Below are 26,295 nucleotides of genomic sequence, written 5' to 3' on the forward strand. Positions count from 1 at the left end.
CCGGCGCGCCGGACGGGGGCCGCCGGACCGCCCCCGGACCGGTTCGCCCGGGGGTGGAGACCGTTGCCAGGGCGGCCGGATACCCTTGGGGGCGACGACCGTACTGATACCGATGCCGCAGAGGACCCGCGACGACGTGTTCGACACCCTTTCCGATCGCCTCGCAGCGACGTTCAAGAACCTCCGGGGCAAGGGCCGCCTCAGCGAGGCGGACATCGACGCCACCACCCGCGAGATCCGCATCGCGCTGCTGGAGGCGGACGTCGCGCTGCCGGTCGTGCGGGCCTTCATCAAGCAGGTCAAGGAGCGGGCCCTCGGCGCGGAGGTCTCCGGCGCGCTGAACCCCGCCCAGCAGATCATCAAGATCGTCAACGAGGAGCTCATCGCCATCCTCGGCGGCGAGACCCGCCGGGTGAGGTTCGCCAAGAACGGCCCGACGGTGATCATGCTCGCCGGCCTCCAGGGTGCCGGTAAGACCACCCTCGCGGGCAAGCTCGGGCACTGGCTGAAGAGCCAGAAGCACACCCCGCTGCTGGTCGCCTGCGACCTCCAGCGACCCAACGCCGTCAACCAGCTCCAGGTGGTCGCGGAGCGCGCGGGCGTCGCCTTCTACGGGCCGCAGCCCGGCAACGGCGTCGGCGACCCGGTGCAGGTCGCCCGCGACTCGATCGAGTACGCCAAGCAGAAGCAGTACGACGTCGTCGTCGTCGACACCGCCGGCCGTCTGGGCATCGACGCCGAGCTGATGCAGCAGGCCGCCGACATCCGGGCCGCGGTCAACCCGGACGAGGTCCTGTTCGTCGTCGACGCGATGGTCGGCCAGGACGCGGTCACCACCGCGCAGGCCTTCCTCGACGGTGTCGACTTCACCGGTGTGGTGCTGTCCAAGCTCGACGGCGACGCCCGCGGCGGTGCCGCCCTGTCGGTCGCGCACGTCACCGGCCGGCAGATCATGTTCGCCTCCAACGGTGAGAAGGTCGAGGACTTCGACGCCTTCCACCCGGACCGGATGGCCTCGCGCATCCTCGGCATGGGCGACATGCTCTCGCTGATCGAGAAGGCCGAGCAGACCTTCTCGCAGGCCGAGGCCGAGAAGATCGCCTCCAAGCTGCAGGGCGGCGGCAAGGACTTCACGCTCGACGACTTCCTGGACCAGCTGGAGCAGGTCCGCAAGATGGGCTCGATCTCCAAGCTGCTGGGCATGCTGCCCGGGATGGGCCAGATCCGCGAGCAGATCAACAACATCGACGACAAGGACGTCGACCGGGTCGGCGCCATCATCAAGTCGATGACCCCGGCCGAGCGGACCGACCCGAAGCTCATCAACGGCTCGCGCCGGCTGCGCATCGCCAAGGGCTCCGGTGTCCAGGTCGGCGAGGTCAACAACCTGGTCGAGCGGTTCTTCGAGGCCCGCAAGATGATGTCGGCGATGGCCTCCGGCAAGGGCATCCCCGGTATGCCGGGGATCCCGGGCATGGGCGGCGGCTCGAAGAAGTCCGCCAAGAAGGCCCCGGCCGCCAAGGGCAAGCGCAAGAGCGGCAACCCGCTGAAGCGCGCGCAGGAGGAGGCCGCGGCCGCCGAGCGCCGGGCGCTCGGCCCGGGCGCCGGCCAGGCGCCGGCCCAGGGCGGCGCGTTCGGCCTCGGCGCGGGCAAGGGCCCGTCCGACTTCGAGCTGCCCAAGGAGTTCAAGGACCTGCTGTAGGTCCGCCCGCCCCGGGTGCCCGGCCGTCACGGCCGGGGCGCGCCCGTCGGGCAGGTGTACGGCCCGTCGTCCCGGTGCATTCCGGGCGGCGGGCCGTTCGTATGTCCGATGATGGTGGGGTGAGAGTGACGATCAGGGCCCCGCGGGCCGAGGACGAGGTTGTGTACGCCGAAGCGGTCCGCCGGTCCGCCGAGCACATCGGGCGGTGGAACCCGGTCGAGCCGAACGGGCTTCCGGACCTCCTGGAGCGGCAGGGCGCCGGTCTGCGCACCTTCCTGATCATCGATCAGGCCACCGGCGGGCTGGTCGGCAAGGTCAACATCGCGAACATCGTGATGGGCCGGTTCTGCAACGGCGCGCTCGGCTACGACTCGTACCTGCCGTTCGCCGGGACGGGGCGGATGACCGAGGGCATGCGGCTGGTGGTGGACCGCTGTTTCGGACCGCAGGCGGCCGGTGGCCTCGGCCTGCACCGCCTGGAGATCAATGTGCAGCCGGACAACGGCCGTTCGATCGGCCTGGCCAAGCGGCTCGGCTTTCGGCACGAGGGCTACACGCCCCGGATGCTCTTCCTGGGCGGTGCCTGGCGGGACCACGAGCGCTTCGCGCTGACCGCCGAGGAGTGGTCCGGGCCGGGGGAGTGACCGGCAGCCGGATCGCCGGTAGCCGGGTGCGGGCGGGCCGGGTGCGGGCGGGCCGGGGGTGGCCGGGGCGGGGGCGGGGTCGGGCCGGGGTGCGGGCCGGGCGGTGACGGGGTGCGGGCCGCGTCCGGGGTGCGGCGTTGCGGCTGTATCACCTGGGTGAATGTCCGTATTGTCCGATGGGTGACCGATCCCGTGCCGCCGCGCCAGACTCCTGGCCAGCCCTGGCGCTCCGAGGGCGCCCCACCCCCGACGCCTCCGCGCCGCAAGATGCCGGGCGGCTGGGCGGGGCTCGTGCTCACCGCCCTCGCGGTGTTCCTGATCACCGACCTGCTGCTGTCCTTCTTCGGCACCGCCGGCGCGACCACGATCTCCTACACCGAGTTCAACAACCAGCTGAACAACGGCAACGTCACCAAGATCTACTCCAAGGGCGACTCCATCGAGGGCACCCTCAAGAACGCGGCGCCCAAGCCGGACGGCGGCAAGGGCGACTACACCGAGTTCGACACCCAGCGCCCCTCCTTCGCCGGCGACAGCCTGTGGACCACCCTCCAGCAGCAGGGCGTCGAGGTCACCGCCAAGCCGGTGGTCCAGCAGCGCAGCTTCCTCGCCAACCTGCTGCTCTCACTCGCCCCGATGCTGCTGCTGATCCTGATCTGGGTACTGCTCGCCCGCCGGATGGCCGGTGGCATGGGCGCCGGCGCGCTCGGCCGCAAGGCCCCGCCCAAGCCGGTCACCGCCGACCAGGGCAAGCGCACCACCTTCGCCGATGTGGCCGGGATCGACGAGGTCGAGGCCGAACTCGCCGAGGTGGTCGACTTCCTGAAGAATCCGCAGCACTACCGCAGGCTCGGCGCCAAGATGCCGCGCGGTGTGCTGCTGGCCGGTCCGCCCGGCACCGGGAAGACCCTGCTCGCCCGGGCCGTCGCCGGCGAGGCCGACGTGCCGTTCTTCTCCGCCTCCGCCTCGGAGTTCATCGAGATGATCGTCGGGGTCGGCGCCGGCCGGGTCCGGGAGCTGTTCGCCGAGGCCCGCAAGGTCGCCCCCGCGATCATCTTCATCGACGAGATCGACACCATCGGCCGCCAGCGCGGTGGCGGTGGCGGCACGGGCGGTCACGACGAACGCGAGCAGACGCTCAACCAGATCCTCACCGAGATGGACGGTTTCTCCGGCTCCGAGGGCGTCATCGTCATCGCCGCCACCAACCGGGCGGACGTCCTCGACCCGGCCCTGCTGCGCCCCGGGCGCTTCGACCGCCGGGTCACCGTCAGCCCGCCGGACCGCGACGGCCGGGCGGCCATCCTGCGCATCCACACCCGCGCCGTCCCGCTCGCCGGGGACACCGACCTCAACCAGCTGGCCAAGGTCACCCCGGGGATGACCGGCGCCGAACTGGCGAACCTGGTCAACGAGGCCGCGCTGCTGGCGGTCAAGCGCAAGCAGGACGCGGTGGGGGAGCGGGACCTCTCGGACGCGCTGGAGAAGGTCCAGCTGGGCGCCGTCCGGCCGCTGGTCATGCCGCAGGCCGAGCGGGAGCGCACGGCGTACCACGAGAGCGGGCACGCCCTGCTCGGCATGCTCCAGCCGGGCGCCGACCCGGTCCGCAAGATCACCATCGTCCCGCGCGGCCGCGCCCTCGGCGTCACCCTGTCCACCCCCGACACCGACCGCTACTCGTACACCGAGCCCTACCTGCGCGGCCGGATCATCGGCGCGCTCGGCGGGATGGCCGCCGAGCAGGTGGTCTACGGCGTGATCACCACGGGTGCGGAGAACGACCTGGAGCAGGTCACCAACATCGCCCGCGGGATGGCCGGCCGCTGGGGCATGAGCGAGCGGGTCGGCCGGCTCACCGCCGTCCCCTCCGACCCGCAGGGCGCGTACGGGCTCTCCGCCGCGCCGACCACGCTGGACGCGGTCGACGAGGAGGCCCGGCGGATCGTCGCCGAGTGCTACGAGGAGGCGGTGCGGCTGCTGACCGACCAGCGGGCCCGGCTGGACGCGCTGGCGGCGGCGCTGCTGGAGGCCGAGACGCTGGACGAGGAGACGGCCTACCGGGCCGCCGGGATGCCGCGGAAGGCGCTCGACCAGGCGTGAGCCGGCCTGACGGGGGCGTCCGCGGTGGTCGCGGGCGCCCCCGTTCGGGGTGTGGCCGTCGTTGGTCCCAGGGCTCGCCGGGTGGCTTCCCGCCGCCGCCGGGTGCCGGGGGTGCGGTGGCCCGGTCGTCCAGTACCGCCAGGGTGTGGGGCCCCCGGGCCCTCCGGGTTACCGCGGCTGGTCGGCGACCAGGTACCGGAAGACGTTCTCCATCCGGACCGAGCCGTCCTGGCGCAGGTACGGATGCAACGCCTCCTCCAGTTCCTTCGCCACCAGGGAGAGCCCGGAGAACTCCGCCGCCGCGTCGTACAGGCCGGTGGAGAGCAGGCCGCGCACCGCGCTGTCCAGGTCCGGATAGGCGAACGGGCAGCTCACCCGGCCACTGCCGGCCGGGCGCAGGCGGGCCGGTGCGAGCAGGTCCTCCAGGGCGCCGGGCGTGCTCAGCCCGAACGGGTCGCGTGCGGTGGCGCGCCCCGCCATCCGGCGGGCCACGTCCAGCACGGTCGCGCTCTCGCAGCGCTCCGGCGGACCCCAGGCGGCCAGCACCACGTGCCCGCTGCGCAGCGTCAGCCGGGCGGCCTCGGCCACCACGCGCCGCGGATCGGCGGCCCCCGGCAGCTGCTCGAAGACCGTGACCAGCGAATAGGCCGAGCGGGGGACACCGACCGGCGGCCGGGCACCCGCGCCCACCCGCAGCCGACGGTCTCTCGCCAGCTCGCGCAGCTCGTCGTGCGGCTCCAGGCCGGCGACCTGGGCACCCCGTTCGGCGGCCAGCAGCAGTGCCAGGCCGGAGCGGCAGCCCAGGCCCAGCACGCTGGTCGCCGGGCCGACCTCCAGCCGGTCGTAGACCGCCCCGTAGAGCGGTACCAGCATGCGTTCCTGGATCTCCGCCCAGTCGCGCGCCCGCGCGGGCCAGGCGCTCGCGGACTGCCGGTCGTGCGGTGGTGCGCCTGCGGGTCGTACGGTCGTGCCGGTCGTTCCAGCTGAAGCCATCGCGGCCTCCCATCCGGTCCTTCGGTGTGCTGCTACGGCTCCCCCAAAGTCCCGCCCCACTCCAGCGAACAGCGGCTCGGGCGCGGCGTCCAGAGGGGTGCGGGGTGGTGCGCGCGTGTCGCGGGCGTGCGCCCCCTGGCGGAACCGGGGCGTCCGCCGGCCGGCGCGGCGGCCGGGCGCCGTCACGGCCCGTCCGGGAGGGGGACGGCTCGGGGGCGAACGGGTTCCGTGGAACGGATTCGAAGTCAGGCCCCTTGTCCCCGTACCATTCGCCCCATGGCAAAGGCACCCGTTCTCACCCCCCAGGCGGACGACTTCCCGCGCTGGTACCAGGACCTCATCAACAAGGCCGAGCTGGCCGACAACGGTCCGGTGCGCGGCACCATGGTCATCCGACCGTACGGCTACGGCCTGTGGGAGCGGATGCAGCAGGAGATGGACGCCCGCATCAAGAAGGCAGGCGCGCAGAACGCCTACTTCCCGATGTTCATCCCGCAGTCGTACCTGACCAAGGAAGCCGAGCACGTCGAGGGCTTCGCCCCCGAGCTCGCGGTGGTCACCCACGGCGGCGGCAAGCAGCTGGACGAGCCGGTCGTCGTCCGGCCCACCTCCGAGACCATCATCAACGAGTACTTCTCGAAGTGGGTGCAGAGTCACCGCGACCTGCCCCTGCTGATCAACCAGTGGGCCAACGTGGTCCGCTGGGAGCTGCGTCCGCGGGTCTTCCTGCGCACCACCGAGTTCCTCTGGCAGGAGGGCCACACCGCCCACGCCACGTACGAGGACGCCCGCGAGTACGCCTCGATGATCCACACCCAGGTCTACGGCGACTTCATGACCAACGTGCTCGGCATCGACGTCGTGCTCGGCCGCAAGACCGCCAAGGAGCGCTTCGCCGGCGCGATCAACACCCTCACCCTTGAGGGCATGATGGGCGACGGCAAGGCGCTGCAGATGGGCACCAGCCACGAGCTGGGCCAGAACTTCGCCAAGGCGTTCAACACCACCTACCAGCTCCAGGGTGCCGAGCGTGAGTACGTCTGGCAGACCTCCTGGGGCGTCTCGACCCGTATGGTCGGCGGCCTGATCATGTCCCACGGCGACGACAACGGCCTGCGGGTGCCCCCGCGTCTGGCCGCCGTCCAGGCCGTCGTCCTCGCCATCAAGGGCGACGACGCGGTGATCGCCAAGGTGCGCGAGATCGGTGCCCGGCTGGAGGCCGTCGGCATCCGGGTGGTCGTCGACGACCGCACGGACACCCCGTTCGGCCGCCGCGCCGTGGACTGGGAGCTCAAGGGCGTACCGCTGCGCATCGAGGTCGGTCCGCGCGACCTGGAGAACGGCACCGCGATGCTGGCCCGCCGCATCCCCGGCGGCAAGGAGCCGGTCACGATCGACGCGCTGGCCGAGCTGCTGCCGGGCATCCTGGAGGAGGACCAGGCGCTGCTGCTGCGCCAGTCCCGCGAGCGCCGCGAGTCCCGCACGGTCGACGTGACCAACCTCGACGAGGCCGTCGAGGCCGCCGCCACCGGCTGGGGCCGGATCTCCTGGGCCGAGCTGGGCCCGGAGGGCGAGGCCAAGCTGGCCGAGCAGGGCGTCTCGGTGCGCTGCATCATCGCCGCCGACGGCTCGGTGCCGCAGACGGACGACCAGGACGGCAACATCGCGATCGTCGCGCGCGCCTACTGACCGGCGCGCGCTCGCGCCGGCACGCCGCCAGTCGGCGTGCCGGCGGCGGCGCGCCGCGAGTGGCGCCCGTGGTGGGTCGACGGCGGCGCGGCGCGAGTGGCGCCCGTGGTGGCGCGCCGAGGGGTGGTGCCGGGCGGGTCGTCTGGTGGTGCCGGGCGGGTCACCGGAAACGTCGACGGCGCGGCGGGGACGTCTCCCGCACATCGATGGATGCCGGTGGTCGTGATGTCGGAAACCGACAGGTACTGGCGATTACTGGCGGCCGGTGGCAATGGTCCGCTAGCCGCCCGACAACGGTTGGACATCCGTCGGACATCCTGCCGACAACCGCCGTCGGGAATTCCGGCGGTAACCATCCAGGGCCCGTCTCACCTGTCGACATCCCTACTGGCCGGTCAACTGCCGGTATTAACGGAATAGCGGTACGGTGTACGGCCCGTGGCCCTGTCAACTCGACAGGACCGCGGGCCGTCCGTCCTGGGGGCGACAGCCCGTCCCCGGACGGAAATGACGAGGCCCGCCGAGCTGCGACGGGCCCAAACCGGCAGGGGGTTGGTCTTGCGTCAGATCCGGAACGCGCATTTCGCGCGGGCTCGTACATTCCTGAGAGTTTCCTGGGAATTCCAGGGGAACGGGAACACGCGGAACATCGGCTCGCACTCCATCGTTGGTCTAGCGTGAGCACGACACAGCCCCTCGTTCTCGCGGCCGAACTGGCCGCCGCCTGGAGTGACATCCAGGCCTTCCATCAGGATCTCCCCGACCTCGCCTCGCCCGAGGCGTTGATCGGCGAATCCTCCTCGGCCTGTGGCACGCGGCTCGGTTTCGAGCGGCTCCTCCACGAGGCTGCCCACGGTCTGGCCGCGGCCCGGGACATCCGGGACACCTCGCGAGCCGGCCGCTACCACAACCGGCGCTTCCTGCTCCTGGCTTCCGAGCTGGGCCTGGCGCACCCGGTCGAGCCGCACGCGAGTAGCGGCTTCTCCCAGGTGACCATGCTCAAGGAGACGCAGGAGCGGTACGCCGAGACCATCGAGCGTCTGGACCGCGCCCTCGGCGCGCACCAGGAAGCGGTGGCCGGCGACGGTGTGTCGCGCGCGTTCCGCGGCCCGGCCGCCCGGCACGGTTCCTCCGGGGGCGGAGTCCGGGTCAAGGCGGTCTGCGGGTGCGGGCGGAACGTCCGCGTGGTGCCGTCGGTGCTCGCGCAGGCGTCCATCGTCTGCGGTGCCTGCCAGCAGCCGTTCAAGATCGCCTAGCGTGGGGAGTCGGCCGGCGACTGTGCGGGCAGCGCGTCCGGCCGGAGCGATCGACGGCCTTGGTCGGCAGGGTCGATCGGTATGACCGATCGGCTGTCCTGACCGACATCATCTGTGAGGTGTTGGGCTGACCGGGAGCGGGGGCTCCCGGTCGGACCGGTTCTCTCCGGAGCGCTTCGGCGCTTCCCCGCCCCCACCTGTCTGCTTCCTCCTCCCTTCTCCGCCTTCCCTCCTTCCTCGGTCCCGGGCGGCCGGGGGCACTCCTGCCCCGGGCGGCCTCGGCGACCCTGGGGGGTTCCGACGGCGCCGGCGGCCCCGTCCGGCCCTGTCCGGCCCTGGAGTTCGGGCCGGCCCTGCTTCGCCCGGGTGCTCCGCTCCCGTTCCGCTGCCCGATTCCGCTGCCCGATTCCTGCTTCCGGTCCTGCGCCCGGTTCGCTGCCCGGTGCCTGCGCTCCATCGCGGTGCCGCCGGGCCGAAGCCCGCCAGGGCGAGCCGACCGGGCTCGCAGGTCTCTGTTCCGCGCTGCGGGCCCGCACGCCGCGGGTCCGCGCGGTTGCGCGTCCGCCCGGTCGGGGTCGGGCCGAGCGGGCGGCGGCGAGGCGGTTCGCGGCGGTATGGCAGAATGGACAGCTGAGTACTCGGCAGCCGAGCAGGACCCCTCTCTCCTACGGCTGGCGTGTCCCTTGAACGGCCAGCCTCGCAACCCCACGCGACGGTGCGGCCGCTCACCCACGTCAACACCAGGAGAATCCACTCCCGTGGCAGTCAAGATCAAGCTCAAGCGTCTCGGCAAGATTCGCTCCCCGCACTACCGCATCGTCGTCGCCGACGCCCGCACCAAGCGTGACGGTCGCGCCATCGAGGAGATCGGCATCTACCAGCCGACCTACAACCCCTCGAAGATCGAGGTCGACGGCGAGCGCGCCCAGTACTGGCTGTCCGTCGGCGCCCAGCCGACCGAGCCCGTGCTCGCCATCCTCAAGCTGACCGGCGACTGGCAGAAGTTCAAGGGTCTGCCGGCTCCGGCGCCCCTGCTCGTCGCCGAGCCCAAGGTCGAGGACTTCTCGCACCTGTTCGCGAAGGCCGTCGCCGGCTTCGAGGACGCCACCACCGGTGTTGCCATCACCCCGAAGGCCAAGAAGTCGGACAAGGCCGAGGCTGACGCCGACGCCGCCGCCGAGGCCTGATCGTGATCGAGGACGCCCTCGACCACCTGGTGAAGGGCATCGTCGAGCACCCCGACGAGGTGCAGGTGCGTTCGCGCAACCTGCGTCGGGGTAACACCATCGAGGTGCGTGTGCACCCCGATGACCTCGGCAAGGTGATCGGCCGGGGTGGCCGCACGGCGCGCGCACTGCGCACCGTGGTCGGCGCCCTCGGCGGTCGCAACGTCCGGGTCGACCTGGTCGACGTGGACAGCATTCGCTGACGCTGCTGCTCGTTCAGCCGTCAGGCTTGAGGCCGACCGGGACGCATGTCGTCCCGGTCGGCCTTTCTCTGTTTCCAGCCGCCCCTCGCAGGGCCTCCGCCATCGCGGCCCTGCTTCCCGGCATCAGCGCCGGCAGCGGTCAGCAGTACCGATCGCCGGCACCCAGTACCCAGCACCCATCCAGGAGAACGATCACCGTGCAGCTCGTCGTCGGCAAGATCGGCCGCGCCCACGGCATCAGGGGGGACGTCAGCGTCGAGGTGCGCACCGACGAGCCGGAACTCCGGCTCGGCCCCGGCGCCGTCCTGCTCACCGACCCCGCGTCGGCCGGACCGCTGACCGTCGAGTCCGGCAAGGTGCACAGCGGCCGGCTGCTGCTGCGCTTCGCCGGCGTCAAGGACCGCAACGACGCGGAGGCGCTGCGCGGCACCATCCTGATCGCCGACGTCGACCCGGAGGAGAGCCCCGAGGACCCGGAGGAGTACTACGACCACCAGCTGATCGGCATGGACGTGGTCCTGCTCGACGGCACCCCGGTCGGTGAGCTCACCGAGGTCGTCCACCTGCCGTACCAGGACCTGCTCACGGTGGAGAAGCCCGACGGGACCGAGGTGCTGGTGCCGTTCGTCACGCGCATCGTGCCGACCATCGACCTGGAGAACCAGCGCATCGTGATCGACCCGCCGGGCGGTCTGATCGACCCGGAGCAGGCCGAGGTCGTCCAGGGCGAGTCGGACGAGCCGGGTGCGTCGGAGGATTCGGTGGAGTCGGAGGACTCGGAGTGACCGCCGAGGAACTGTCGCCGCAGGAGCCGGCCACCCCGCAGGAGCCGGTTGCCCCGTCGGAGCCGGTCGTCGCGCCGGAGCCGGCGGCCGTGGCAGGGCTGCCCGCGGCGCAGGGCGTTCAGGACGGGATGCGGATCGATGTGGTCACGATCTTCCCCGAGTACCTGGAGCCGCTGAACATCTCCCTGGTCGGCAAGGCCCGTGCCCGCGGCCAGCTCGATGTGCACGTCCACGACCTGCGGACCTGGACCTACGACATCCACCGGACGGTCGACGACAGCCCGTACGGCGGCGGCCCCGGCATGGTCATGAAGCCCGAGCCGTGGGGCGAGGCGCTGGACGGTGTGCTGAGCCGTGGCCCCGAAGGGGAGGTGCCCACCCTGGTGGTGCCCACCCCGAGCGGTCGCCCGTTCACCCAGGAGCTCGCCCAGGAGCTGGCCGGGCGTCCGTGGCTCACCTTCACCCCCGCCCGGTACGAGGGCATCGACCGGCGGGTGATCGAGGAGGCGGCCACCCGGATGCCGGTGGTCGAGGTGTCGATCGGCGACTACGTCCTGGCCGGCGGCGAGGTCGCCGTGCTGGTGATGGTCGAGGCGATCGCCCGGTTGTTGCCGGGGGTGCTCGGAAACGCCGAGTCCCACCGGGACGACTCCTTCGCGCCCGGCGCCATGGCCGACCTGCTGGAGGGCCCGGTCTACACCAAGCCCGCCGAGTGGCGTGGCCGGACCGTCCCGGACGTACTGCTCAGCGGCAACCACGGTCGGATCGCCCGCTGGCGGCGTGAGCAGGCCTTCGCCCGGACGCTGGCGAACCGGCCCGATCTGGTCGGGCGCTGGCAGAACGGGAGCTTCGACAAGAAGGACCGTGCGGCACTGAGCGTTCTCGGCCTGGCCTGGGACGAGCGGCTCGGCCGATTTCGGTCTGTGGTCGATGGTGTGGAAGAATAGGTCGCTGCTGTCTGTCGCTGGGCCCTTCTCGTAGGGGTCACGTGGTCCGGTGCCCCCGCCACGGGGGGATCATCGCCAACCGATGCGGCCCGCAGCGAACCCCATTGTGACGAACTTCCGTGGGCGGCCCGTGGCGCCTGCGATGGAGAGCAACATGAGCAACAAGCTCGCTGCTGTCGACGCGGCTTCGCTGCGTAGCGACATTCCGGCCTTCCGCGCCGGTGACACCCTGAAGGTCCACGTCCGGGTCATCGAAGGCAACCGCTCTCGTGTCCAGGTCTTCCAGGGCGTCGTCATCCGCCGCCACGGCGCCGGTGTCGGCGAGACCTTCACCGTTCGCAAGGTCAGCTTCAACGTCGGCGTGGAGCGGACCTTCCCGGTCCACACCCCGGTCGTCGAGAAGATCGAGGTCGTGACCCGCGGTGCGGTTCGCCGCGCCAAGCTGTACTACCTGCGTGACCTCCGCGGCAAGGCCGCGAAGATCAAGGAGAAGCGCGACCGCTGATCCACCGGCCCCCGGCCCTGCCGGGGGATCGGAGCGCTCTAGGGGGCGCGGCTGCCGCACGGTAAGCTCAGCCCCCGATGAGCACGCACGAACCATCCGCGGACCGCGACGGCTGTCCCGCACCCACCGGTGCGGACTCGCCGTCGCGGTCCGCGGTCGTTTCCGCGGCCGCGCCCGTCGAGGAGCCGGCGGTTGGCCCGGAGACCGGGCCGAGCACCGGGCCGGGGACCGAGTCGGAGCGGGAGGCGGCCCGGCGCACCGAGGGGGAGGCGGCCGGCGACCTGGCGGAGGAGACCGAGGCGTCGCCCCGTTCGCGCTCGCGCGACGCCCTGTTGCTCGTGGGTATCTGCCTGCTCGCGCTGCTTCTGGTGAACGCCTTCGTGGCACGGCCGTTCTCGGTGCCCTCCGGCTCGATGGAGAACAGTCTGCGACCGGGTGACCGCCTGCTCGCCAACCAACTGGCCTACTCCTTCGGGGGGCACCCGCAGCGCGGTGATGTGGTGGTCTTCGACGGGACGGGCTCCTTTCGGCGCGGATCGGCCGAGCCGTCCGGGGTCCGGGGTGCGCTGCGCTCGCTCGGCCAGGACCTCGGCCTGGCCCCGGCGGGCGACTCGATCTACGTCAAGCGCGTCATCGGTGTCGGCGGGGACCGGGTGACCAGTACCGGGTCGGGTGCGCGGATCACCGTCAACGGAGTGTCGGTCGACGAGTCCTCCTACCTCGCGCCGGGGGACGAGCCCTCCGACGTGGCCTTCGACGTGGTGGTGCCGGCCGGCAAGTTGTGGGTCATGGGGGACCACCGCAGTGCCTCCCGTGATTCGCGGGACCACCTGGGTGAGCCCGGCGGCGGCTTCGTGCCCGAGGGCAGGGTGATCGGACGCGCGGAGTGGGTGGTCTACCCCGTCGGTCACTGGGCCGGCCTGGACCGGTCGGCGGCGTTCGCCGCGGTAGGGGGGACCGGTGGCCATGGGGACCAGAGGTAGGGGCCGGCTGGCCGACCGACCGGCCGCCGCACCCGCGGACCGACCGGCGGGAGCACCGGCGCCGGAGGTGTCGGGGCCCGCCCGCGGTCGGGCCGCCCGCCGTCGCACCGCCCGCCGCGCCGCTCGCCGCCGCAAACGGTCCCTCCTGCACGAGATTCCGCTGATCGTCCTGGTGGCGTTGTTGGTGGCACTGGTGATGAAGACCTTCATGGTGCAGGTCTTCGTCATTCCCTCCGGCTCGATGGAGCAGACCATCCAGGTCGGTGACCGCGTGCTGGTGGACAAGCTCACCCCCTGGTTCGGCGCCGAGCCGGAGCGCGGCGATGTGGTCGTGTTCAAGGATCCGGGCGGGTGGTTGGAGGCCGACCACGAGCAGTCCACGGACGGACCGGTGCTGCGCGGGGCCAAGCAGGTCCTCACCTATGTCGGGCTGCTGCCGTCCGACAGCGAGCAGGATCTGATCAAGCGGGTGATCGGTGTCGGCGGAGACACCGTGGAGTGCTGCGACGAGCGCGGCCGGGTCAGCGTGAACGGCACGGCGGTCGACGAGCCGTACCTGTCGCCGGGCAACCCGCCGTCCCGCCAGCCGTTCAAGGTGAAGGTGCCGCAGGGGCGGCTCTGGGTGATGGGTGACCATCGGGACGTGTCCGCCGACTCCCGTTTCCACATGGGGAATCCGGGTCAGGGCACCATCCCGCTGAGCGGTGTGGTGGGTCGGGCGTTCGTCATCGCGTGGCCGGTCGGCCGGGTTCATCAACTTGATGCGCCGGGTTCACTCTCCTCGCTGGCACGGTCCGCGGACGCCCGGGGAACTGGGCCGGATTCGATGGATGTTGGGCCGCTTCCGAAGGAACCTCCGCTCGTTATGGGTGTGTTGGGCATCCTTCCGTTCGTCGGCCGAAGGCGTGGGCAGCCTCCGGAGTAGGTCCACCCCGTCTGCCCGCCGGCCGGGTGGAGCGCGTGGGAGCGCGAGCCGGATGCCCGGGAGTGATAGAGAAGTGCTGGTACGGCCGGTGCGTGACAAACGGTCGTGTCCGGAGGCTGTGCGGGTGTCAGGTGTGCCCGAGGAGGGCGGCCCTGGGGCCGTGTCGTGGTCGATGGTGGAGGTAGTGCCCGCTGTGCGGCACTGTGAGCGCGGACGCGCAGGCGTCCGCACAGCTGGGAGGAGACGTTGTGGGGGATTTGGTGATCGGCGCCCGCTCAGGCGCCGGAGAGCCCGAGGGCTCCGGTCATCGGTCGGAACGGTCGACTGAGTCCGCCGTGTCCGCGACCGCCCCGGAGGACGCGGCGGTTCAGTCCGCCGACGAACAGGGCAGCGGCGCGGACGGTGCCTCCGACGACTCTCGGGACGAAGCGGGTTCCGAGGGCGAGTCGGAGACGAAGGCGGCCGGCAAGGAGCACAAGCAGCGCTCGTTCTGGAAAGAGCTGCCGATCCTGATCGGCATCGCGCTGGTCCTGGCGCTGGTGATCAAGACCTTCTTCGTCCAGGCGTTCTCCATTCCGTCGGAGTCGATGCAGAACACGCTTCAGGTCGGCGACCGCGTGCTCGTGGACAAGCTGACCCCGTGGTTCGGGGCCGAGCCCGAGCGTGGCGAGGTCGTGGTGTTCCACGACCCGGGTGGCTGGCTCGCGGACGAGCCCACCAAGCAGAGCAGCAACTCCTTTGTCCGGGGAGTTCAGGACGTACTCAGTTTTGTCGGCCTGATGCCCTCCGAGAACGAGAAGGACCTGATCAAGCGGGTCATCGCGATCGGCGGGGACACCGTCGAGTGCGAGGGCGAAGGCCCGGTCAAGGTCAACGGGATCGCCCTCGACGAGCCCTACGTCTTCCCTGGCAACACCCCCTGCGGGACGAAGCCCTTCGGTCCGGTGAAGGTGCCGGACGGTCGGATCTGGGTGATGGGAGACCACCGCGCGGACTCGCTGGACTCCCGGTTCCACATGGACCAGCCGGGTGGCGGCACCGTTCCCGTGGACGAGGTCATCGGTCGTGCCTTCGTGGTGGCCTGGCCGATCAACCACTGGGCCACGCTGCCGGTGCCGAAGACCTTCGACCAGAAGGGGCTGGCGGCGGCCGTGCCGTTCGTGCCGCCCGTGGCCGGGGCGGTCGGCGCTGTCGGCCTGCTTCCGCTGGTGCGCCGGATGAGGGACCGGTCGGAGCGCGAGAAGCAGTCCTGACCACCACCGGGTCGCCCCCGGGTCTTGCGCGGGCCGTGGTACCGACGAGTAATCTGCTCGGACGTGCCACGGCCCGCCGGGTTTTCCGCCTGTGGTCCCGGCGTGCCATGAGCGTTTCCGGGTCGGGCAGGGGTGGATGGTTTCGATGAGCGGTGTCGTGACAGAGACGGCAGGCCGCCCGCCTGCGGCCGCGCGGTCCCGGCGCAAGCCGTCCACCGTGCTGCAGGGCGTCCTGATCGGGCTCGGCCTGGCCCTCCTGGTCGGTGGCTTCGTGGTGATGGCCCTGGACTACCGGCCGTACCGCATTCCGACGGGCTCGATGTCGCCGACGCTCAAGGCCGGGGACACCGTCCTGGCCCGGCAGATCGACGGCAAGGCCGTGGGCCGGGGTGATGTCGTGGTCTTCCGCGACCAGGCCTGGGGCGGTGAGCTGATGGTCAAACGGGTGGTCGCGGTCGGCGGCGACACCGTGGCGACCACCGGGGACGACCCGCGGCTGACCGTCAACGGCAAGCCGGTGGACGAGCCCTACCTGGCGGCTCAGGGACTGCAGGGGAGCGCGTTCGGCGTGGCGGTTCCTCCCGGTCGGCTCTTCCTGCTGGGGGACAACCGGCAGGGGTCGCTCGACTCCCGTCTCCACCTGGAGATCGACGGCGGCACGATCTCCGCCACAGAGGTGGAGGCCCGGGTGGAGGCCACCGTGCTGCCGTTCGGTCGGACGGGCATGTTCACCCGTACCGCGGCCTTCGACGGACTCGGCGGGTCGAAGGCGGGTGGGCCCGGGCCGTTGGAGCCGGCCTTCTACGCCACCGTGGCCGGTGCGGCGCTGATCGTGGTGACCTGCGCGGTGGGCGGGGTGGCCGGCGCGGTCCGACGGCTGGGACGCCGCCGAGCCGGCTGACCGCCGCAGCGGGTGCGGCCGCACCCGACGCCGCGACCTCGGTTCGAGCCGGAGGCGACGCCGCCGTGACCGCCGCTGTCCGCGGCCCGGCCGCTCTGTCGAACATCGCCCCGGACGGTCCTGCCGGGTGGCAGGATCGGGGGAGCCGGTCGGACGACCGGGGGGAGGGGGAGAGGCAGAGATGACGGCCAAGCGCCGCAAGGCTTCGCGGATCCTGCTGCTGGACGGGCAGGACCGCCTGCTCCTCTTCCAGGGGTCGGACCCGGCGGTGCCGGGTGTCACCTGGTGGTTCACCCCCGGGGGAGGCCTGGAGCCGGGGGAGGGCATTCGCGAGGCCGCGATGCGCGAGCTCGGCGAGGAGACCGGGCTCCGGGGAGTGGAACTGGGGCCCGTGGTGGCGTACGGCACGGCTTCGTTCTCCTTTCGGGAGCAGCGCTACGAGCAGGAGCAGTGGTTCCACCTGGCCCGGACCGTGGAGACGGTGCTCGATCATTCGGGAATGGGTGGGGACGAACACGCCCAACTGCTCGCGGCACGCTGGTGGACGGTCGAGGAGCTGAGGGCGACCGCCGAAACGATCTATCCGGTCGGGCTGGCGGACTTCCTGGGGCGACTGTTGGCCGAGGGGCCGCCAGTCACGCCGGTAAGGCTCTGAGGGTGAGTGCGGTGGTCCACAATGGGTGGACGTGACAAGTTGAGGGGACGCCTGGATGAGTGCCGAAGATCTCGAGAAGTACGAGACCGAGATGGAGCTCAAGCTCTACCGGGAGTACCGGGACGTCGTCGGCCTGTTCAAGTACGTGATTGAAACCGAGCGACGTTTCTACCTCACCAACGACTACGAGCTGCAGGTGCACTCGGTCCAGGGCGAGGTCTTCTTCGAGGTGTCGATGGCGGACGCGTGGGTCTGGGACATGTACCGGCCGGCCCGGTTCGTCCGCAAGGTCCGGGTGCTGACCTTCAAGGACGTGAACATCGAGGAGCTCGCGAAGAGCGATCTGGAGCTGCCCTCGGACGACTCCGGGTTCGGGAACTGACGTTGGACCGCTCGGTCCTGCGGTGTCCAGGGGAATTTCGACTTTCCCTGGATTCTCACCCCTGCGGGTGACAGAAGTTATCCACAGGGCCGGGTTATCCACAGGAAGTAGCAAGCCTCTGGCCCGGCCCCGGGCCGCACGGCAACCTCCGCGGCGGAGGTGGTCACCGTGCAGGACACCAAGCGCACCACACGCAAGCAGAGCGAGACGGCGAAGTCCCGGCCGGGCGGGCAGGCCCGGCGCAGGGCGGCGAGGCCGCCGGAGGATCGTCCGGCGGAGCTGCCCGGTCTCGACGAGGGGTCGGCTCCGCCGCGCCCGTCGCGGGCCGCTCCGGCGAAGGCTCCGCCGGGGCGCGGCACGAACAACGGCCTCGGCCGCTACGGGGAGCGGGTCGCCGCCCGTCGGCTCGCCGAGAGCGGGCTCCGGATCCTGGACCGCAATTGGCGCTGCGTCGAGGGCGAGCTGGACATCGTCGCCCTCGACGGGGACACCCTGGCGGTCTGTGAGGTGAAGACCCGCTCCGAGCGGGGCTTCCAGCAGCCGAGCGAGGCCATCGACCGGACCAAGGCCGCCCGGCTCCAGCGCCTGGCGGAACGCTGGGTGGCCGAGCGCTGGCCCGGCCACTTCGCCCGGCTGGCCGGCCCGGGGTACCAGCCCGCTCCGGCGGATCCGCAGTGGCCGCCCGTCCCGCCCGGAGGGGTACGGATCGACCTGGTGGCGGTCATCAACCGCGCCCGGGGCGCCGCCTCGGTGGACCATCTGCGGGGGGTGGTCTGAATGGCCTTCGCCCGTACCTGCTCGGTCGCCCTGGTCGGCGTCGACGGCGTGATCGTCGAGGTCCAGGCGGACCTTGAGCCCGGAGTCGCCGCGTTCACCCTGGTCGGTCTGCCCGACAAAGCCCTGTCCGAGGCCCGCGACCGGGTACGCGCGGCCCTGGTGAACAGCGGAGAGGTCTGGCCCCAGCGAAAGCTCACCGTCGGGCTCAGCCCCGCCTCGGTGCCCAAGAGCGGTAGCGGCTTCGACCTCGCGGTGGCCTGCGCCGTCCTCGCCGCCGCCGAGCGGCTGGAGCCGTCGTCCATCGCCGACCTGCTGATCATCGGGGAGCTGGGGCTCGACGGCCGGGTGCGTCCGGTGCGCGGCATCCTGCCGTCGGTGCTCGCCGCCGCCGACGCCGGTTACCGGAGGGTCGTGGTGGCCGAGCAGACCGCCGCCGAGGCCTCGCTGGTCCCGGGTGTCACCGTCATCGGCGTGCGCAGCCTGCGCCAACTCGTCGCGCTCCTCACCGGCGCCCCCGAGCCGGACGAGCCGCCGGACCCGGTCACCGGCCGCCCGGACCCTCTGATGGCCGGACTGATGCTCCCCACCGCGGGGGTGCGTGGTCTGCCCGACGAGGGAGCCCCGCGACTCGACCTGGCGGACGTGGCCGGCCAGTACGAAGCCCGACGGGCACTGGAGATCGCCGCCGCGGGCGGTCATCACCTGTATCTGAAGGGCCCGCCGGGCGCGGGCAAGACCATGTTGGCGGAGCGATTGCCCGCGCTGCTGCCGCCGCTCACCCAGAAGGAGGCCCTGGAGGTCACCGCCGTGCACTCCGTGGCCGGACTGCTTCCGGCCGGGCGGCCGCTGATCAACTGCGCGCCGTACTGCGCCCCGCACCACTCGACCACCATGCCGGCGATCGTCGGCGGCGGGAGCGGGCTGCCCAGACCGGGTGCGGTCTCGTTGGCCCACCGGGGGGTGCTGTTCCTGGACGAGGCTCCGGAGTTCCCGGTCCGGGTGCTCGACGCGCTGCGCCAGCCGCTCGAATCGGGGGAAGTGGTGATCGCCCGATCGGCCGGATCGCTCAGGTTGCCGGCCAGGTTCCTGCTCTGTCTGGCCGCGAATCCCTGCCCCTGCGGGCGGTACTCACGCCGGGGCGAGGGGTGCGAATGCACTCCGGCGATGGTCAGTCGGTACCAGGGCCGGCTGTCCGGGCCGTTGCTCGACCGGGTCGACCTCCAGGTCCAGGTCGCCCCGGTGACCAGGGTCGAGCTGATGGAGCGGGACGCCACGGCGGAGGACACCGCGACCGTCGCGGCCCGGGTGCTGGCGGCGCGGGAGCGTGCGGCCGCCCGGTTGGAGCACACGCCGTGGCGGACCAACGCCGAGGTGCCCGGCCACGAGTTGCGCACGCGGTGGCAGCTGGGGCCCAACGCCCTGAACGACGCCGCGCGCCAGCTGGAGCGCGGTCTGCTGACCGCCCGCGGCCTGGACCGGGTGCTCCGGGTCGCCTGGACGGTCGCCGATCTCGCCGGCCGGGACCGCCCGGACCAGCGGGACGTACGGACGGCGCTCGTGCTCCGCACCGGCGTGGAGCAGGGGCTGCCCCTGGTCGGGCGTTCCTCCGGCCGGCCAGGCAGCGGGTCGCTGCCGCAGAGCGGGGTGAAGGCCGGGGCGAAGGGCGACCGGCCGCTCCGGGCCGACCCACCCGAGGTGACCCCCGATCAGCGGCCGAGCGACAAGGAGACGTGAGCATGAACCAGACGGTGCACCACCCGCAGCACTCCCCCGAAGCCGGCCGGGGCACCGAGTCCGAGCGTCTCGCCCGGGCGGCGCTGAGCCGACTCAGTGAACCGGGGGACGCGGTCCTGGGCCGCTGGCTCACCCAGCTCGACGCCGGCGACGTCGTCCGGGCGATCCGGGACGGCACCGTCCCCGACCACCCGGGCCTGGACGCGGACCGCCTCGCCGCCTACCGGGCCAGGCTCGTCGACGTCGACGCCGCGGCCGATCTGGAACGTGTGAGAAGCGTCGGTGGGCGCTTCATCATTCCGGGCGACACGGAATGGCCGAGCCAACTGGACGATCTGGGGGACGGCAGACCGCTCGGGCTCTGGGCGGCCGGGACGGGTTCGCTGCGGCTGCTCGCCCTCCGCTCGGTCGCGGTCGTCGGGGCGCGGGCCTGCACGGCCTACGGCGCCCACGTCGCCGGGGAGCTGTCGGCGCAACTGGCCGAGCGGGGGTGGGTCGTGGTCTCCGGGGCGGCGTACGGGATCGATGCCTCCGCCCACCGGGGCGCGCTGGCCGTCGGGGGGATGAGCATCGCGGTCCTCGCCTGTGGTGTCGACGTGGCCTATCCGAGGGGCAACGCCCAGCTGATTCGCCGGATCGCCGCCCAAGGGTTGCTGGTGAGCGAGCTCCCACCGGCGGAGCACCCGAACCGGTTCCGGTTCGTGCTGCGCAATCGCGTGATCGCGGCACTCACCCGAGGCACGGTGGTGGTCGAGGCGGCGATGCGCAGTGGGGCGCTGAGCACCGCCAGACGGGCCCGCGACCTCAATCGGCACACGATGGGCGTCGCCGGCCCGGTGACCTCGGAGCTCTCGGCCGGGGTGCACGCCCTGATCCGCGCCGGCGCCACGCTGGTCACCGACGCGGCCGAGGTGGCCGAGCTGATCGGGGCGATCGGTGACGATCTCGCACCGCAGCGCAGTGGGCCGGTACTGCCGAGGGATCTGCTCGAACCGGCGGTGGCGAGAGTGCTGGAGGCCGTCCCGGCCACGGCGGAGGGCGCTCCGGTGGAGCGCCTGGCCCGGCAGTCGGGGCTCCCGCCGGACGAAGTGCTCCAGCGGCTCTACGAGTTGGGGTCACTGGGCTTCGTGGAGCGGCACGGTGCCCACTGGCGGTTGGTGCGGGGGAGATGAGGGAGCAGGGCGGAACGGGGGTGATCGGGGCGTGACCGGAGGTGTGGTGGTCGGCGAGTGGCAGGGAGACGGCTCGTCGGCCGGGATTTCACCCCCGGCGCGGGACTACGGCGACACGAATGCCACCGGATCGGGGGACGACCGAGTGGCGGTAGCACATTGCAGTGAGTCGGTCACGCTACGCTCGCACTGCCTTCCCTATCAGCACATGACTCGGCAGAACGGCGCAGACCAACGCATGCCCACACACATTCCCGGACACAGAGTGACCGGTGGCGCCCGGTCCTCGGGAGGGCCGCGGACCGAGCGGCGCCCCGTGACCGAGTTCCCGCCCAAGGCGACGGGTGCGATGGGGGCCCTGGCCCGGCAGGGTGGCCGACCGGCGCACGCCGGCGCGTACGCCGGTCGGCCGGACGAACCCGGTACGCCTGACGCCTCCGAAGCAGCCGCTACGCCCGACGCGGTCGTCAGGTCCGAGACGCCCGGGGTCCCCGGGCCGGGGCAGCGCCAGGACGCGCCGCCCGCTCCCACCGGGACACCGGCGCCCCGACGGCAGCCCGGCGGCCCGGAGCGCACCGCGCTGGAGGAGCTCTGGCGCTCCTACAAGGAGACGGGCGATCAGCGGTTGCGGGAGCAGCTGATCCTGCACTACTCACCGCTCGTCAAATACGTGGCGGGTCGGGTCGGGGTCGGGCTGCCGTCCAACGTCGAGCAGGCCGACTTCGTCTCCTCCGGCGTCTTCGGGCTGATCGACGCGATCGAGAAGTTCGACATCGACCGGGCGATCAAGTTCGAGACCTACGCGATCAGCCGGATCCGCGGCGCGATCATCGACGAACTCCGGGCGCTGGACTGGATCCCGCGTTCGGTGCGGCAGAAGGCCAAAGCGGTCGAGCGGACGTACGCGACGCTGGAGGCCCGGCTGCGCCGCACTCCTCACGAGCCCGAGGTCGCGGCCGAGATGGGCATCGCGATCGAGGACCTCCACGCCATCTTCAGTCAGCTCTCCCTCGCCAACGTGGTGGCGCTGGACGAACTGCTCCACCCGGTGGGCGAGGGCGGGGACCGGCCGAGCCTGGGCGACACCCTGGAGGACCGCGGCGCGGACAACCCTGTGGAGGTGGCCGAGGACCGGGAGCTGCGCAGGCTGCTGGCACAGGCGATCAACACCCTGCCCGAGCGGGAGAAGACCGTCGTGACCCTCTACTACTACGAGGGCCTCACCCTCGCGGAGATCGGCCAGGTGCTGGGGGTGACGGAGAGCCGGGTCAGCCAGATCCACACCAAGTCGGTGCTGCAGCTGCGAGCCAAACTGTCGGACATCCGGTAGGCCTGCCGTCCGCGCCCCCGTTCCCGGGTCCACCGCCCTCGGGTGTCCGGTCGCGGTGCCGAGCGGGAGCTGCCACGACGGCTCCTCCGAGCCGCCGCGCCTCCCTGTCATGCGCGGCGCCGTATCGGTGGGGTGTAGGGCTCCGTACAGTGGGACAGTGCCGAAGATCCGAGCGGCCACTCTGGCCGAGCACCGACAGCTGCAGCGAGCAGCACTCCTCGATGCTGCCCGCAGCCTGCTCACCGAGGGGGGAATGGATGCCCTGACCTTCCCCGCGCTCGCGGCGCGCACCGGGCTGGCGCGCTCCTCGGTCTACGAGTACTTCCGTTCCCGTGCCGCCGTGGTCGAGCTGCTCTGCGAGGTCGACTTTCCGCTCTGGGCGGCCGAGATCGAGGCCGGGATGGAGAGCTGCGACACGGCGGAGGCCCGGATCGAGGCCTATGTCCGGGGTCAGCTCGCGCTGGCCGGGGATCCTCGGCACCGGGCGGTGGCGGCGATCTCGGCGCTGGAGCTCGACGAAGCGGCGCGGGAGCGGATCCGGGCCGCTCACGGCAAGCTCGTCGGACTGGTGGTCCAGGCTCTCCAGGACCTCGGTCACGAGCAGCCGAGGCTGGCGGCGGGCCTGTTGCAGGGGATCGTGGAAGCCGCCGTGCGGCAGGCCGAGCAGCGTGCCGCCGGCGGTCCGGCCGAGAGCCCGGACGTGATCGCCGACGCCGCTGTCACGCTCGCCCTGCACGGCCTGGGCGGGGCCTGACCCTCACCGGCCTCACCGGCCTCACCGGCCGCGCCCGAGTGGGAGCAGCCGGGTGGCACCCGCGCCGAACAGTGCCAGGGGGTCGAGATACCGGTCGCCGCGCAGCAGTCCCCAGTGCAGGCAGTCGTGGCCGCCGCAGTGGGCGGCGCCTGGGGCGAGCTGCCCGAGCACCTGACCGGCCGTGACGGTGGTGCCGGTGGTGAGGGCAGCGGTGACGGGCAGATAGGTGGTCCGCAGCGGCGGGGTGCCGGATGCCGGGTGCGTGACGGTGACCACCGGTCGGCCCGCCACCAGGCCGGAGAACGAGACCACTCCGGGGGCCGCCGACCGGATGTCCGCACCGACGCCGGCGGCGAGATCCACGCCCCGATGCCCGGCGGCCCACGGCGTCGCCGGTGCCTCGAACCGCCTGAGCGGCCCACCCGGAGCGCCCACCGGCCACACCCGTCCGGCACCGGTACCAGCAGCGACACCCTCACCGACCCCGGTACCGACCCCGTCACCGACCCCGGCGGCATGGCCGACCGACCCCGGCAGGACGGTCAGCAGGACCGCCGTGACCACCAGCAGCGCGAGCAGCAGTAGCCGATGATCGGGCCCGGGCCCAGGGGGTGGGGGCAGTGCCGGCGCCGTGCCCCTGTTGCCGACAGTGCGGGACGCGGGGGCGCCCGCGTCCCGCACTCTCGTGAAGGCGCGGACGGGATCGGCGAAGCCGGAGAACACGGACGGGGTGGCGGCGCGGGGGGCAGTGGTCATGGCGTCGAGGCTGTCCGCCGGGGGGCGGGTCCGACCACCCCCGCCCCGATTCCTGTGGATAACCGGCCCCTGTGGACAGTCGCCGTCCCCCCAACGGGTGGCGCACCATCGAACGCGGCCCAGCCACGACCCCGACCACGGGCTCCGGCCCACGAGCCCCCGAGCACGCCGTCCCACCACCGCGCCGCACCGCCTCACCGGCCGTCCCACCCGTCCCCCCACCGACCGCCGGTCCCTGTGGAGTCGCCCGCTGCTCGGCGCTTCCCGTACACTTCACACGCGACCCGGTCTGCCGGGTCGACTTCGCACGCCCCGCCACCGGTGGACGGATGCGGCTCAGCCGCCGCCCCCGCCTGGTGCGAGTGCCGCTCGGTCCGCCGAGCCCGATCCGGTCTTCGGACCAGTCGGGCCGAAGCGGCTCGGCACGTTCGGGGCGTCAGGCGTGGCTGTCACCTGGCTGCCACGGACAAAACCGAGCCTGACCCGGCCGCACGCAGACGCCGAGCGGGGAGCGCCACCGCGCGACCCACGTCGTCGACTGCGCGGGAGCCGGGCGCAACACCTTAGGAGTACGGCTATGGCCGTCGTCACGATGCGGGAGCTGCTGGAGAGCGGCGTCCACTTCGGTCACCAGACCCGCCGCTGGAACCCGAAGATGAAGCGCTTCATCATCACGGAGCGCAACGGCATCTACATCATCGACCTCCTGCAGTCGCTGAACTACATCGACCGCGCCTTCGAGTTCATCAAGGAGACCGTTGCCCACGGCGGCAGCGTCCTCTTCGTCGGCACGAAGAAGCAGGCCCAGGAGGCCATCGCCGAGCAGGCCACCCGCGTGGGCATGCCCTACGTGAACCAGCGCTGGCTCGGCGGCATGCTGACCAACTTCTCGACCGTCTACAAGCGTCTGCAGCGCCTCAAGGAGCTCGGCGAGCTGGACTTCTCGGACGTGGCCGGCTCCGGCCTCACCAAGAAGGAGCTCCTGGTCCTCCAGCGCGAGCACGACAAGCTGGAGAAGACCCTCGGCGGTATCCGCGACATGCAGCGCGTTCCCAGCGCTGTCTGGATCGTGGACACCAAGAAGGAGCACATCGCGGTCGGCGAGGCCCGGAAGCTCAACATCCCGGTCGTCGCCATCCTCGACACCAACTGCGACCCCGACGAGGTCGACTACAAGATCCCGGGCAACGACGACGCGATCCGCTCCGTCACCCTGCTGACCCGTGTGATCGCCGACGCCGTCGCCGAGGGCCTCAAGTCCCGCGCGGGTGTCGCCAAGGGCGACGCCAAGGTCGAGCCGGGTGCCGACCAGCCGCTGGCCGACTGGGAGAAGGACATCCTGGAGGGCGAGAAGAAGGCTGAGGAGGCTCCCGCCGCCGACGCCGCCGCCGAGGTCGAGGCCCCCGCCGCCGAGGCCCCCGCCGCCGAGGCTCCGGTCGCCGAGGCGCCCGTTGCCGAGGCTCCGGCCGCTGACGAGGCTCCGGCCGAGCAGGCCTGACGTACCAAGGGTGAGGGGCACTCGCCGGTACGACACCGGTAAGTGCCCCTCTCTCCCGTGCCGGGACCGAACCGACGGCCCCGGCACAACTCCACGCAGACACGCGAGACGCGAGAAGAGATTCACACCATGGCGAACTTCACCGCCGCGGACGTCAAGAAGCTCCGTGAGCTCACCGGCGCCGGCATGATGGACTGCAAGAAGGCCCTGGACGAGGCCGAGGGCAACGTCGACAAGGCTGTCGAGCTGCTCCGCATCAAGGGCCAGAAGGGCGTCGCCAAGCGCGAGGGCCGTGACGCCTCCAACGGCGCCGTCGCCGCGCTGATCGCCGAGGACAAGAAGTCCGGCGTCCTGGTCGAGCTGAACTGCGAGACCGACTTCGTCGCCAAGGGTGACAACTTCGTCAAGGTCGCCGACGCGATCGCCGCCCACGTCGCCGCCACCGCCCCGGCCGACCTGGACGCCGCGCTGGCCTCCGAGATCGAGCCCGGCAAGACCGTCCAGCAGTTCGTGGACGAGGCCAACGCCGCGCTGGGCGAGAAGATCGTCTTCCGTCGCTTCGCCCAGTTCACGGGTGAGGGCTTCGTCGCGGTCTACCTCCACAAGACCAGCCCCGACCTGCCGCCGGCCGTCGGCGTCCTGGTCGAGCTGGACAAGGAGAACGCCGAGGTCGCCAAGGACGTCGCGCAGCACATCGCCGCCTTCGCGCCGAAGTACCTCTCCCGCGAGGAGATCCCGGCCGAGGAGATCGAGAACGAGCGCCGCGTCGCCGAGGCCACCGCTCGCGAGGAGGGCAAGCCGGAGGCTGCCCTGCCGAAGATCGTCGAGGGTCGCGTCACCGGCTTCGTCAAGGAGAACTCCGTCCTGGAGCAGGCCTTCGCGAAGGACAACAAGAAGACCGTCGCCAAGGTTCTTGAGGAGAACGGCGTCGCCCTCAAGCGCTTCGCCCGCTTCCGCGTCGGCGCCTGACCCACGTTCCACCGGACTCCCGGCACGCTTAGGCTGGGAACCGCCCCCGTCCGATGACCAGGGCGGGAGGGACGCGCCGAACGGGCTCACCCCAGCGTCATCCGTCTATGGGCGGGCCGCGTCGGCACCATGAACGACGAGGAGGCCATTGCCGTG

Annotated in this window: 25 protein-coding genes; 23 read left to right on the forward strand and 2 right to left on the reverse strand. The window is 71.9% G+C overall.

The window, feature by feature from the left end:
• Positions 1-136: 136 nt before the first annotated feature.
• The 3 genes from ffh to ftsH all read left to right on the forward strand — a co-directional run bounded on the left by ffh (position 137) and on the right by ftsH (position 4,446).
• On the forward strand, positions 137-1,702 hold the full coding sequence (gene ffh / locus ACFXHB_RS22710; protein ID WP_380576454.1) for a signal recognition particle protein: 1,566 nt from the start codon (positions 137-139) through the stop codon (positions 1,700-1,702).
• A 101-nt stretch (positions 1,703-1,803) separates the two neighbouring features.
• A complete protein-coding gene (locus tag ACFXHB_RS22715) occupies positions 1,804-2,346 on the forward strand; it encodes a GNAT family N-acetyltransferase (protein ID WP_380576418.1) in 543 nt (180 codons plus the stop codon).
• Between the two features lie 180 nt (positions 2,347-2,526).
• A complete protein-coding gene (gene ftsH / locus ACFXHB_RS22720; protein ID WP_380576419.1) occupies positions 2,527-4,446 on the forward strand; it encodes an ATP-dependent zinc metalloprotease FtsH in 1,920 nt (639 codons plus the stop codon).
• Between the two features lie 168 nt (positions 4,447-4,614).
• Here ftsH and ACFXHB_RS22725 read toward each other — a convergent pair whose 3' ends face one another.
• Positions 4,615-5,439: a class I SAM-dependent methyltransferase gene (locus ACFXHB_RS22725; protein ID WP_380576420.1), complete on the reverse strand. Its 825-nt coding sequence runs from the start codon at positions 5,437-5,439 to the stop codon at positions 4,615-4,617.
• A gap of 276 nt (positions 5,440-5,715) precedes the next feature.
• Here ACFXHB_RS22725 and proS point away from each other — a divergent pair, with 276 nt between their 5' ends.
• From proS to ACFXHB_RS22815, 18 genes are all read left to right on the forward strand, one after another.
• Positions 5,716-7,128 (forward strand): proline--tRNA ligase, encoded by a 1,413-nt coding sequence (gene proS / locus ACFXHB_RS22730; RefSeq protein ID WP_380576421.1) that lies wholly within the window; start codon positions 5,716-5,718, stop codon positions 7,126-7,128.
• A 677-nt stretch (positions 7,129-7,805) separates the two neighbouring features.
• Positions 7,806-8,384 (forward strand): hypothetical protein, encoded by a 579-nt coding sequence (locus ACFXHB_RS22735; RefSeq protein WP_329489769.1) that lies wholly within the window; start codon positions 7,806-7,808, stop codon positions 8,382-8,384.
• A gap of 758 nt (positions 8,385-9,142) precedes the next feature.
• A complete protein-coding gene (rpsP, locus tag ACFXHB_RS22740) occupies positions 9,143-9,571 on the forward strand; it encodes a 30S ribosomal protein S16 (protein ID WP_360641223.1) in 429 nt (142 codons plus the stop codon).
• Between the two features lie 2 nt (positions 9,572-9,573).
• On the forward strand, positions 9,574-9,813 hold the full coding sequence (locus tag ACFXHB_RS22745) for an RNA-binding protein (protein WP_030306741.1): 240 nt from the start codon (positions 9,574-9,576) through the stop codon (positions 9,811-9,813).
• A gap of 197 nt (positions 9,814-10,010) precedes the next feature.
• Positions 10,011-10,598 (forward strand): ribosome maturation factor RimM, encoded by a 588-nt coding sequence (gene rimM, locus ACFXHB_RS22750; RefSeq protein ID WP_380576422.1) that lies wholly within the window; start codon positions 10,011-10,013, stop codon positions 10,596-10,598.
• A 128-nt stretch (positions 10,599-10,726) separates the two neighbouring features.
• Positions 10,727-11,545 carry a tRNA (guanosine(37)-N1)-methyltransferase TrmD gene (trmD, locus tag ACFXHB_RS22755; protein ID WP_380576455.1) on the forward strand — a complete coding sequence of 273 codons (819 nt, stop codon included), beginning with the start codon at positions 10,727-10,729 and terminating at the stop codon, positions 11,543-11,545.
• Positions 11,546-11,699: 154 nt separating this feature from the next.
• Positions 11,700-12,050 (forward strand): 50S ribosomal protein L19, encoded by a 351-nt coding sequence (rplS, locus tag ACFXHB_RS22760; RefSeq protein ID WP_063347674.1) that lies wholly within the window; start codon positions 11,700-11,702, stop codon positions 12,048-12,050.
• Positions 12,051-12,127: 77 nt separating this feature from the next.
• The gene (gene lepB, locus ACFXHB_RS22765) at positions 12,128-13,033 is read left to right on the forward strand and encodes a signal peptidase I (RefSeq protein WP_380576423.1); all 906 of its coding nucleotides are present in this window, start codon (positions 12,128-12,130) and stop codon (positions 13,031-13,033) included.
• Between the two features lie 172 nt (positions 13,034-13,205).
• A complete protein-coding gene (gene lepB / locus ACFXHB_RS22770) occupies positions 13,206-13,958 on the forward strand; it encodes a signal peptidase I (RefSeq protein WP_380576424.1) in 753 nt (250 codons plus the stop codon).
• A 248-nt stretch (positions 13,959-14,206) separates the two neighbouring features.
• Positions 14,207-15,211: a signal peptidase I gene (gene lepB / locus ACFXHB_RS22775; RefSeq protein ID WP_380576425.1), complete on the forward strand. Its 1,005-nt coding sequence runs from the start codon at positions 14,207-14,209 to the stop codon at positions 15,209-15,211.
• A gap of 157 nt (positions 15,212-15,368) precedes the next feature.
• Complete coding sequence (gene lepB / locus ACFXHB_RS22780) at positions 15,369-16,112, forward strand: signal peptidase I (RefSeq protein WP_380576426.1); 744 nt, start codon at positions 15,369-15,371, stop codon at positions 16,110-16,112.
• 181 nt (positions 16,113-16,293) lie between these two features.
• The gene (locus ACFXHB_RS22785; protein ID WP_380576427.1) at positions 16,294-16,767 is read left to right on the forward strand and encodes an NUDIX hydrolase; all 474 of its coding nucleotides are present in this window, start codon (positions 16,294-16,296) and stop codon (positions 16,765-16,767) included.
• Positions 16,768-16,822: 55 nt separating this feature from the next.
• Positions 16,823-17,149, forward strand: a complete 327-nt coding sequence (locus ACFXHB_RS22790; RefSeq protein ID WP_148642766.1) for a DUF2469 domain-containing protein — start codon at positions 16,823-16,825, stop codon at positions 17,147-17,149.
• 279 nt (positions 17,150-17,428) lie between these two features.
• A complete protein-coding gene (locus ACFXHB_RS22795) occupies positions 17,429-17,926 on the forward strand; it encodes a YraN family protein (protein ID WP_380576456.1) in 498 nt (165 codons plus the stop codon).
• Positions 17,927-19,660 carry a YifB family Mg chelatase-like AAA ATPase gene (locus tag ACFXHB_RS22800; RefSeq protein WP_380576428.1) on the forward strand — a complete coding sequence of 578 codons (1,734 nt, stop codon included), beginning with the start codon at positions 17,927-17,929 and terminating at the stop codon, positions 19,658-19,660. It begins immediately after the preceding gene.
• A 2-nt stretch (positions 19,661-19,662) separates the two neighbouring features.
• Positions 19,663-20,832 carry a DNA-processing protein DprA gene (gene dprA / locus ACFXHB_RS22805; protein WP_380576429.1) on the forward strand — a complete coding sequence of 390 codons (1,170 nt, stop codon included), beginning with the start codon at positions 19,663-19,665 and terminating at the stop codon, positions 20,830-20,832.
• A gap of 316 nt (positions 20,833-21,148) precedes the next feature.
• Positions 21,149-22,162 carry an RNA polymerase sigma factor WhiG gene (gene whiG, locus ACFXHB_RS22810; RefSeq protein ID WP_380576430.1) on the forward strand — a complete coding sequence of 338 codons (1,014 nt, stop codon included), beginning with the start codon at positions 21,149-21,151 and terminating at the stop codon, positions 22,160-22,162.
• Between the two features lie 181 nt (positions 22,163-22,343).
• On the forward strand, positions 22,344-22,916 hold the full coding sequence (locus ACFXHB_RS22815) for a TetR/AcrR family transcriptional regulator (RefSeq protein WP_380576457.1): 573 nt from the start codon (positions 22,344-22,346) through the stop codon (positions 22,914-22,916).
• Between the two features lie 21 nt (positions 22,917-22,937).
• On the opposite strand, the gene ACFXHB_RS22820 is transcribed toward ACFXHB_RS22815, so the two are convergent.
• The gene (locus ACFXHB_RS22820) at positions 22,938-23,672 is read right to left on the reverse strand and encodes a peptidoglycan DD-metalloendopeptidase family protein (protein WP_380576431.1); all 735 of its coding nucleotides are present in this window, start codon (positions 23,670-23,672) and stop codon (positions 22,938-22,940) included.
• A gap of 577 nt (positions 23,673-24,249) precedes the next feature.
• Here ACFXHB_RS22820 and rpsB point away from each other — a divergent pair.
• Together rpsB and tsf are read left to right on the forward strand one after the other, a co-directional pair.
• Positions 24,250-25,170 (forward strand): 30S ribosomal protein S2, encoded by a 921-nt coding sequence (rpsB, locus tag ACFXHB_RS22825; RefSeq protein ID WP_380576432.1) that lies wholly within the window; start codon positions 24,250-24,252, stop codon positions 25,168-25,170.
• Between the two features lie 129 nt (positions 25,171-25,299).
• Positions 25,300-26,139 (forward strand): translation elongation factor Ts, encoded by an 840-nt coding sequence (gene tsf, locus ACFXHB_RS22830; RefSeq protein WP_380576433.1) that lies wholly within the window; start codon positions 25,300-25,302, stop codon positions 26,137-26,139.
• Positions 26,140-26,295 lie beyond the last annotated feature (156 nt).

The organism is Kitasatospora sp. NPDC059327 (assembly GCF_042752535.1).
In the GTDB taxonomy this organism is placed as follows: domain Bacteria; phylum Actinomycetota; class Actinomycetes; order Streptomycetales; family Streptomycetaceae; genus Kitasatospora.

Excerpts from the sequence above, each read along its gene's own strand:
- ACFXHB_RS22715 (WP_380576418.1), top strand. The coding sequence starts at position 1,804 with ATGTCCGATGATGGTGGGGTGAGAGTGACGATCAGGGCCCCGCGGGCC.
- ACFXHB_RS22725 (WP_380576420.1), bottom strand. The coding sequence starts at position 5,439 with ATGGCTTCAGCTGGAACGACCGGCACGACCGTACGACCCGCAGGCGCA.
- proS (WP_380576421.1), top strand. The coding sequence starts at position 5,716 with ATGGCAAAGGCACCCGTTCTCACCCCCCAGGCGGACGACTTCCCGCGC.
- trmD (WP_380576455.1), top strand. The coding sequence starts at position 10,727 with ATGCGGATCGATGTGGTCACGATCTTCCCCGAGTACCTGGAGCCGCTG.
- rplS (WP_063347674.1), top strand. The coding sequence starts at position 11,700 with ATGAGCAACAAGCTCGCTGCTGTCGACGCGGCTTCGCTGCGTAGCGAC.
- lepB (WP_380576423.1), top strand. The coding sequence starts at position 12,128 with ATGAGCACGCACGAACCATCCGCGGACCGCGACGGCTGTCCCGCACCC.
- ACFXHB_RS22785 (WP_380576427.1), top strand. The coding sequence starts at position 16,294 with ATGACGGCCAAGCGCCGCAAGGCTTCGCGGATCCTGCTGCTGGACGGG.
- ACFXHB_RS22790 (WP_148642766.1), top strand. The coding sequence starts at position 16,823 with ATGAGTGCCGAAGATCTCGAGAAGTACGAGACCGAGATGGAGCTCAAG.
- ACFXHB_RS22800 (WP_380576428.1), top strand. The coding sequence starts at position 17,927 with ATGGCCTTCGCCCGTACCTGCTCGGTCGCCCTGGTCGGCGTCGACGGC.
- dprA (WP_380576429.1), top strand. The coding sequence starts at position 19,663 with ATGAACCAGACGGTGCACCACCCGCAGCACTCCCCCGAAGCCGGCCGG.
- ACFXHB_RS22820 (WP_380576431.1), bottom strand. The coding sequence starts at position 23,672 with ATGACCACTGCCCCCCGCGCCGCCACCCCGTCCGTGTTCTCCGGCTTC.
- rpsB (WP_380576432.1), top strand. The coding sequence starts at position 24,250 with ATGGCCGTCGTCACGATGCGGGAGCTGCTGGAGAGCGGCGTCCACTTC.
- tsf (WP_380576433.1), top strand. The coding sequence starts at position 25,300 with ATGGCGAACTTCACCGCCGCGGACGTCAAGAAGCTCCGTGAGCTCACC.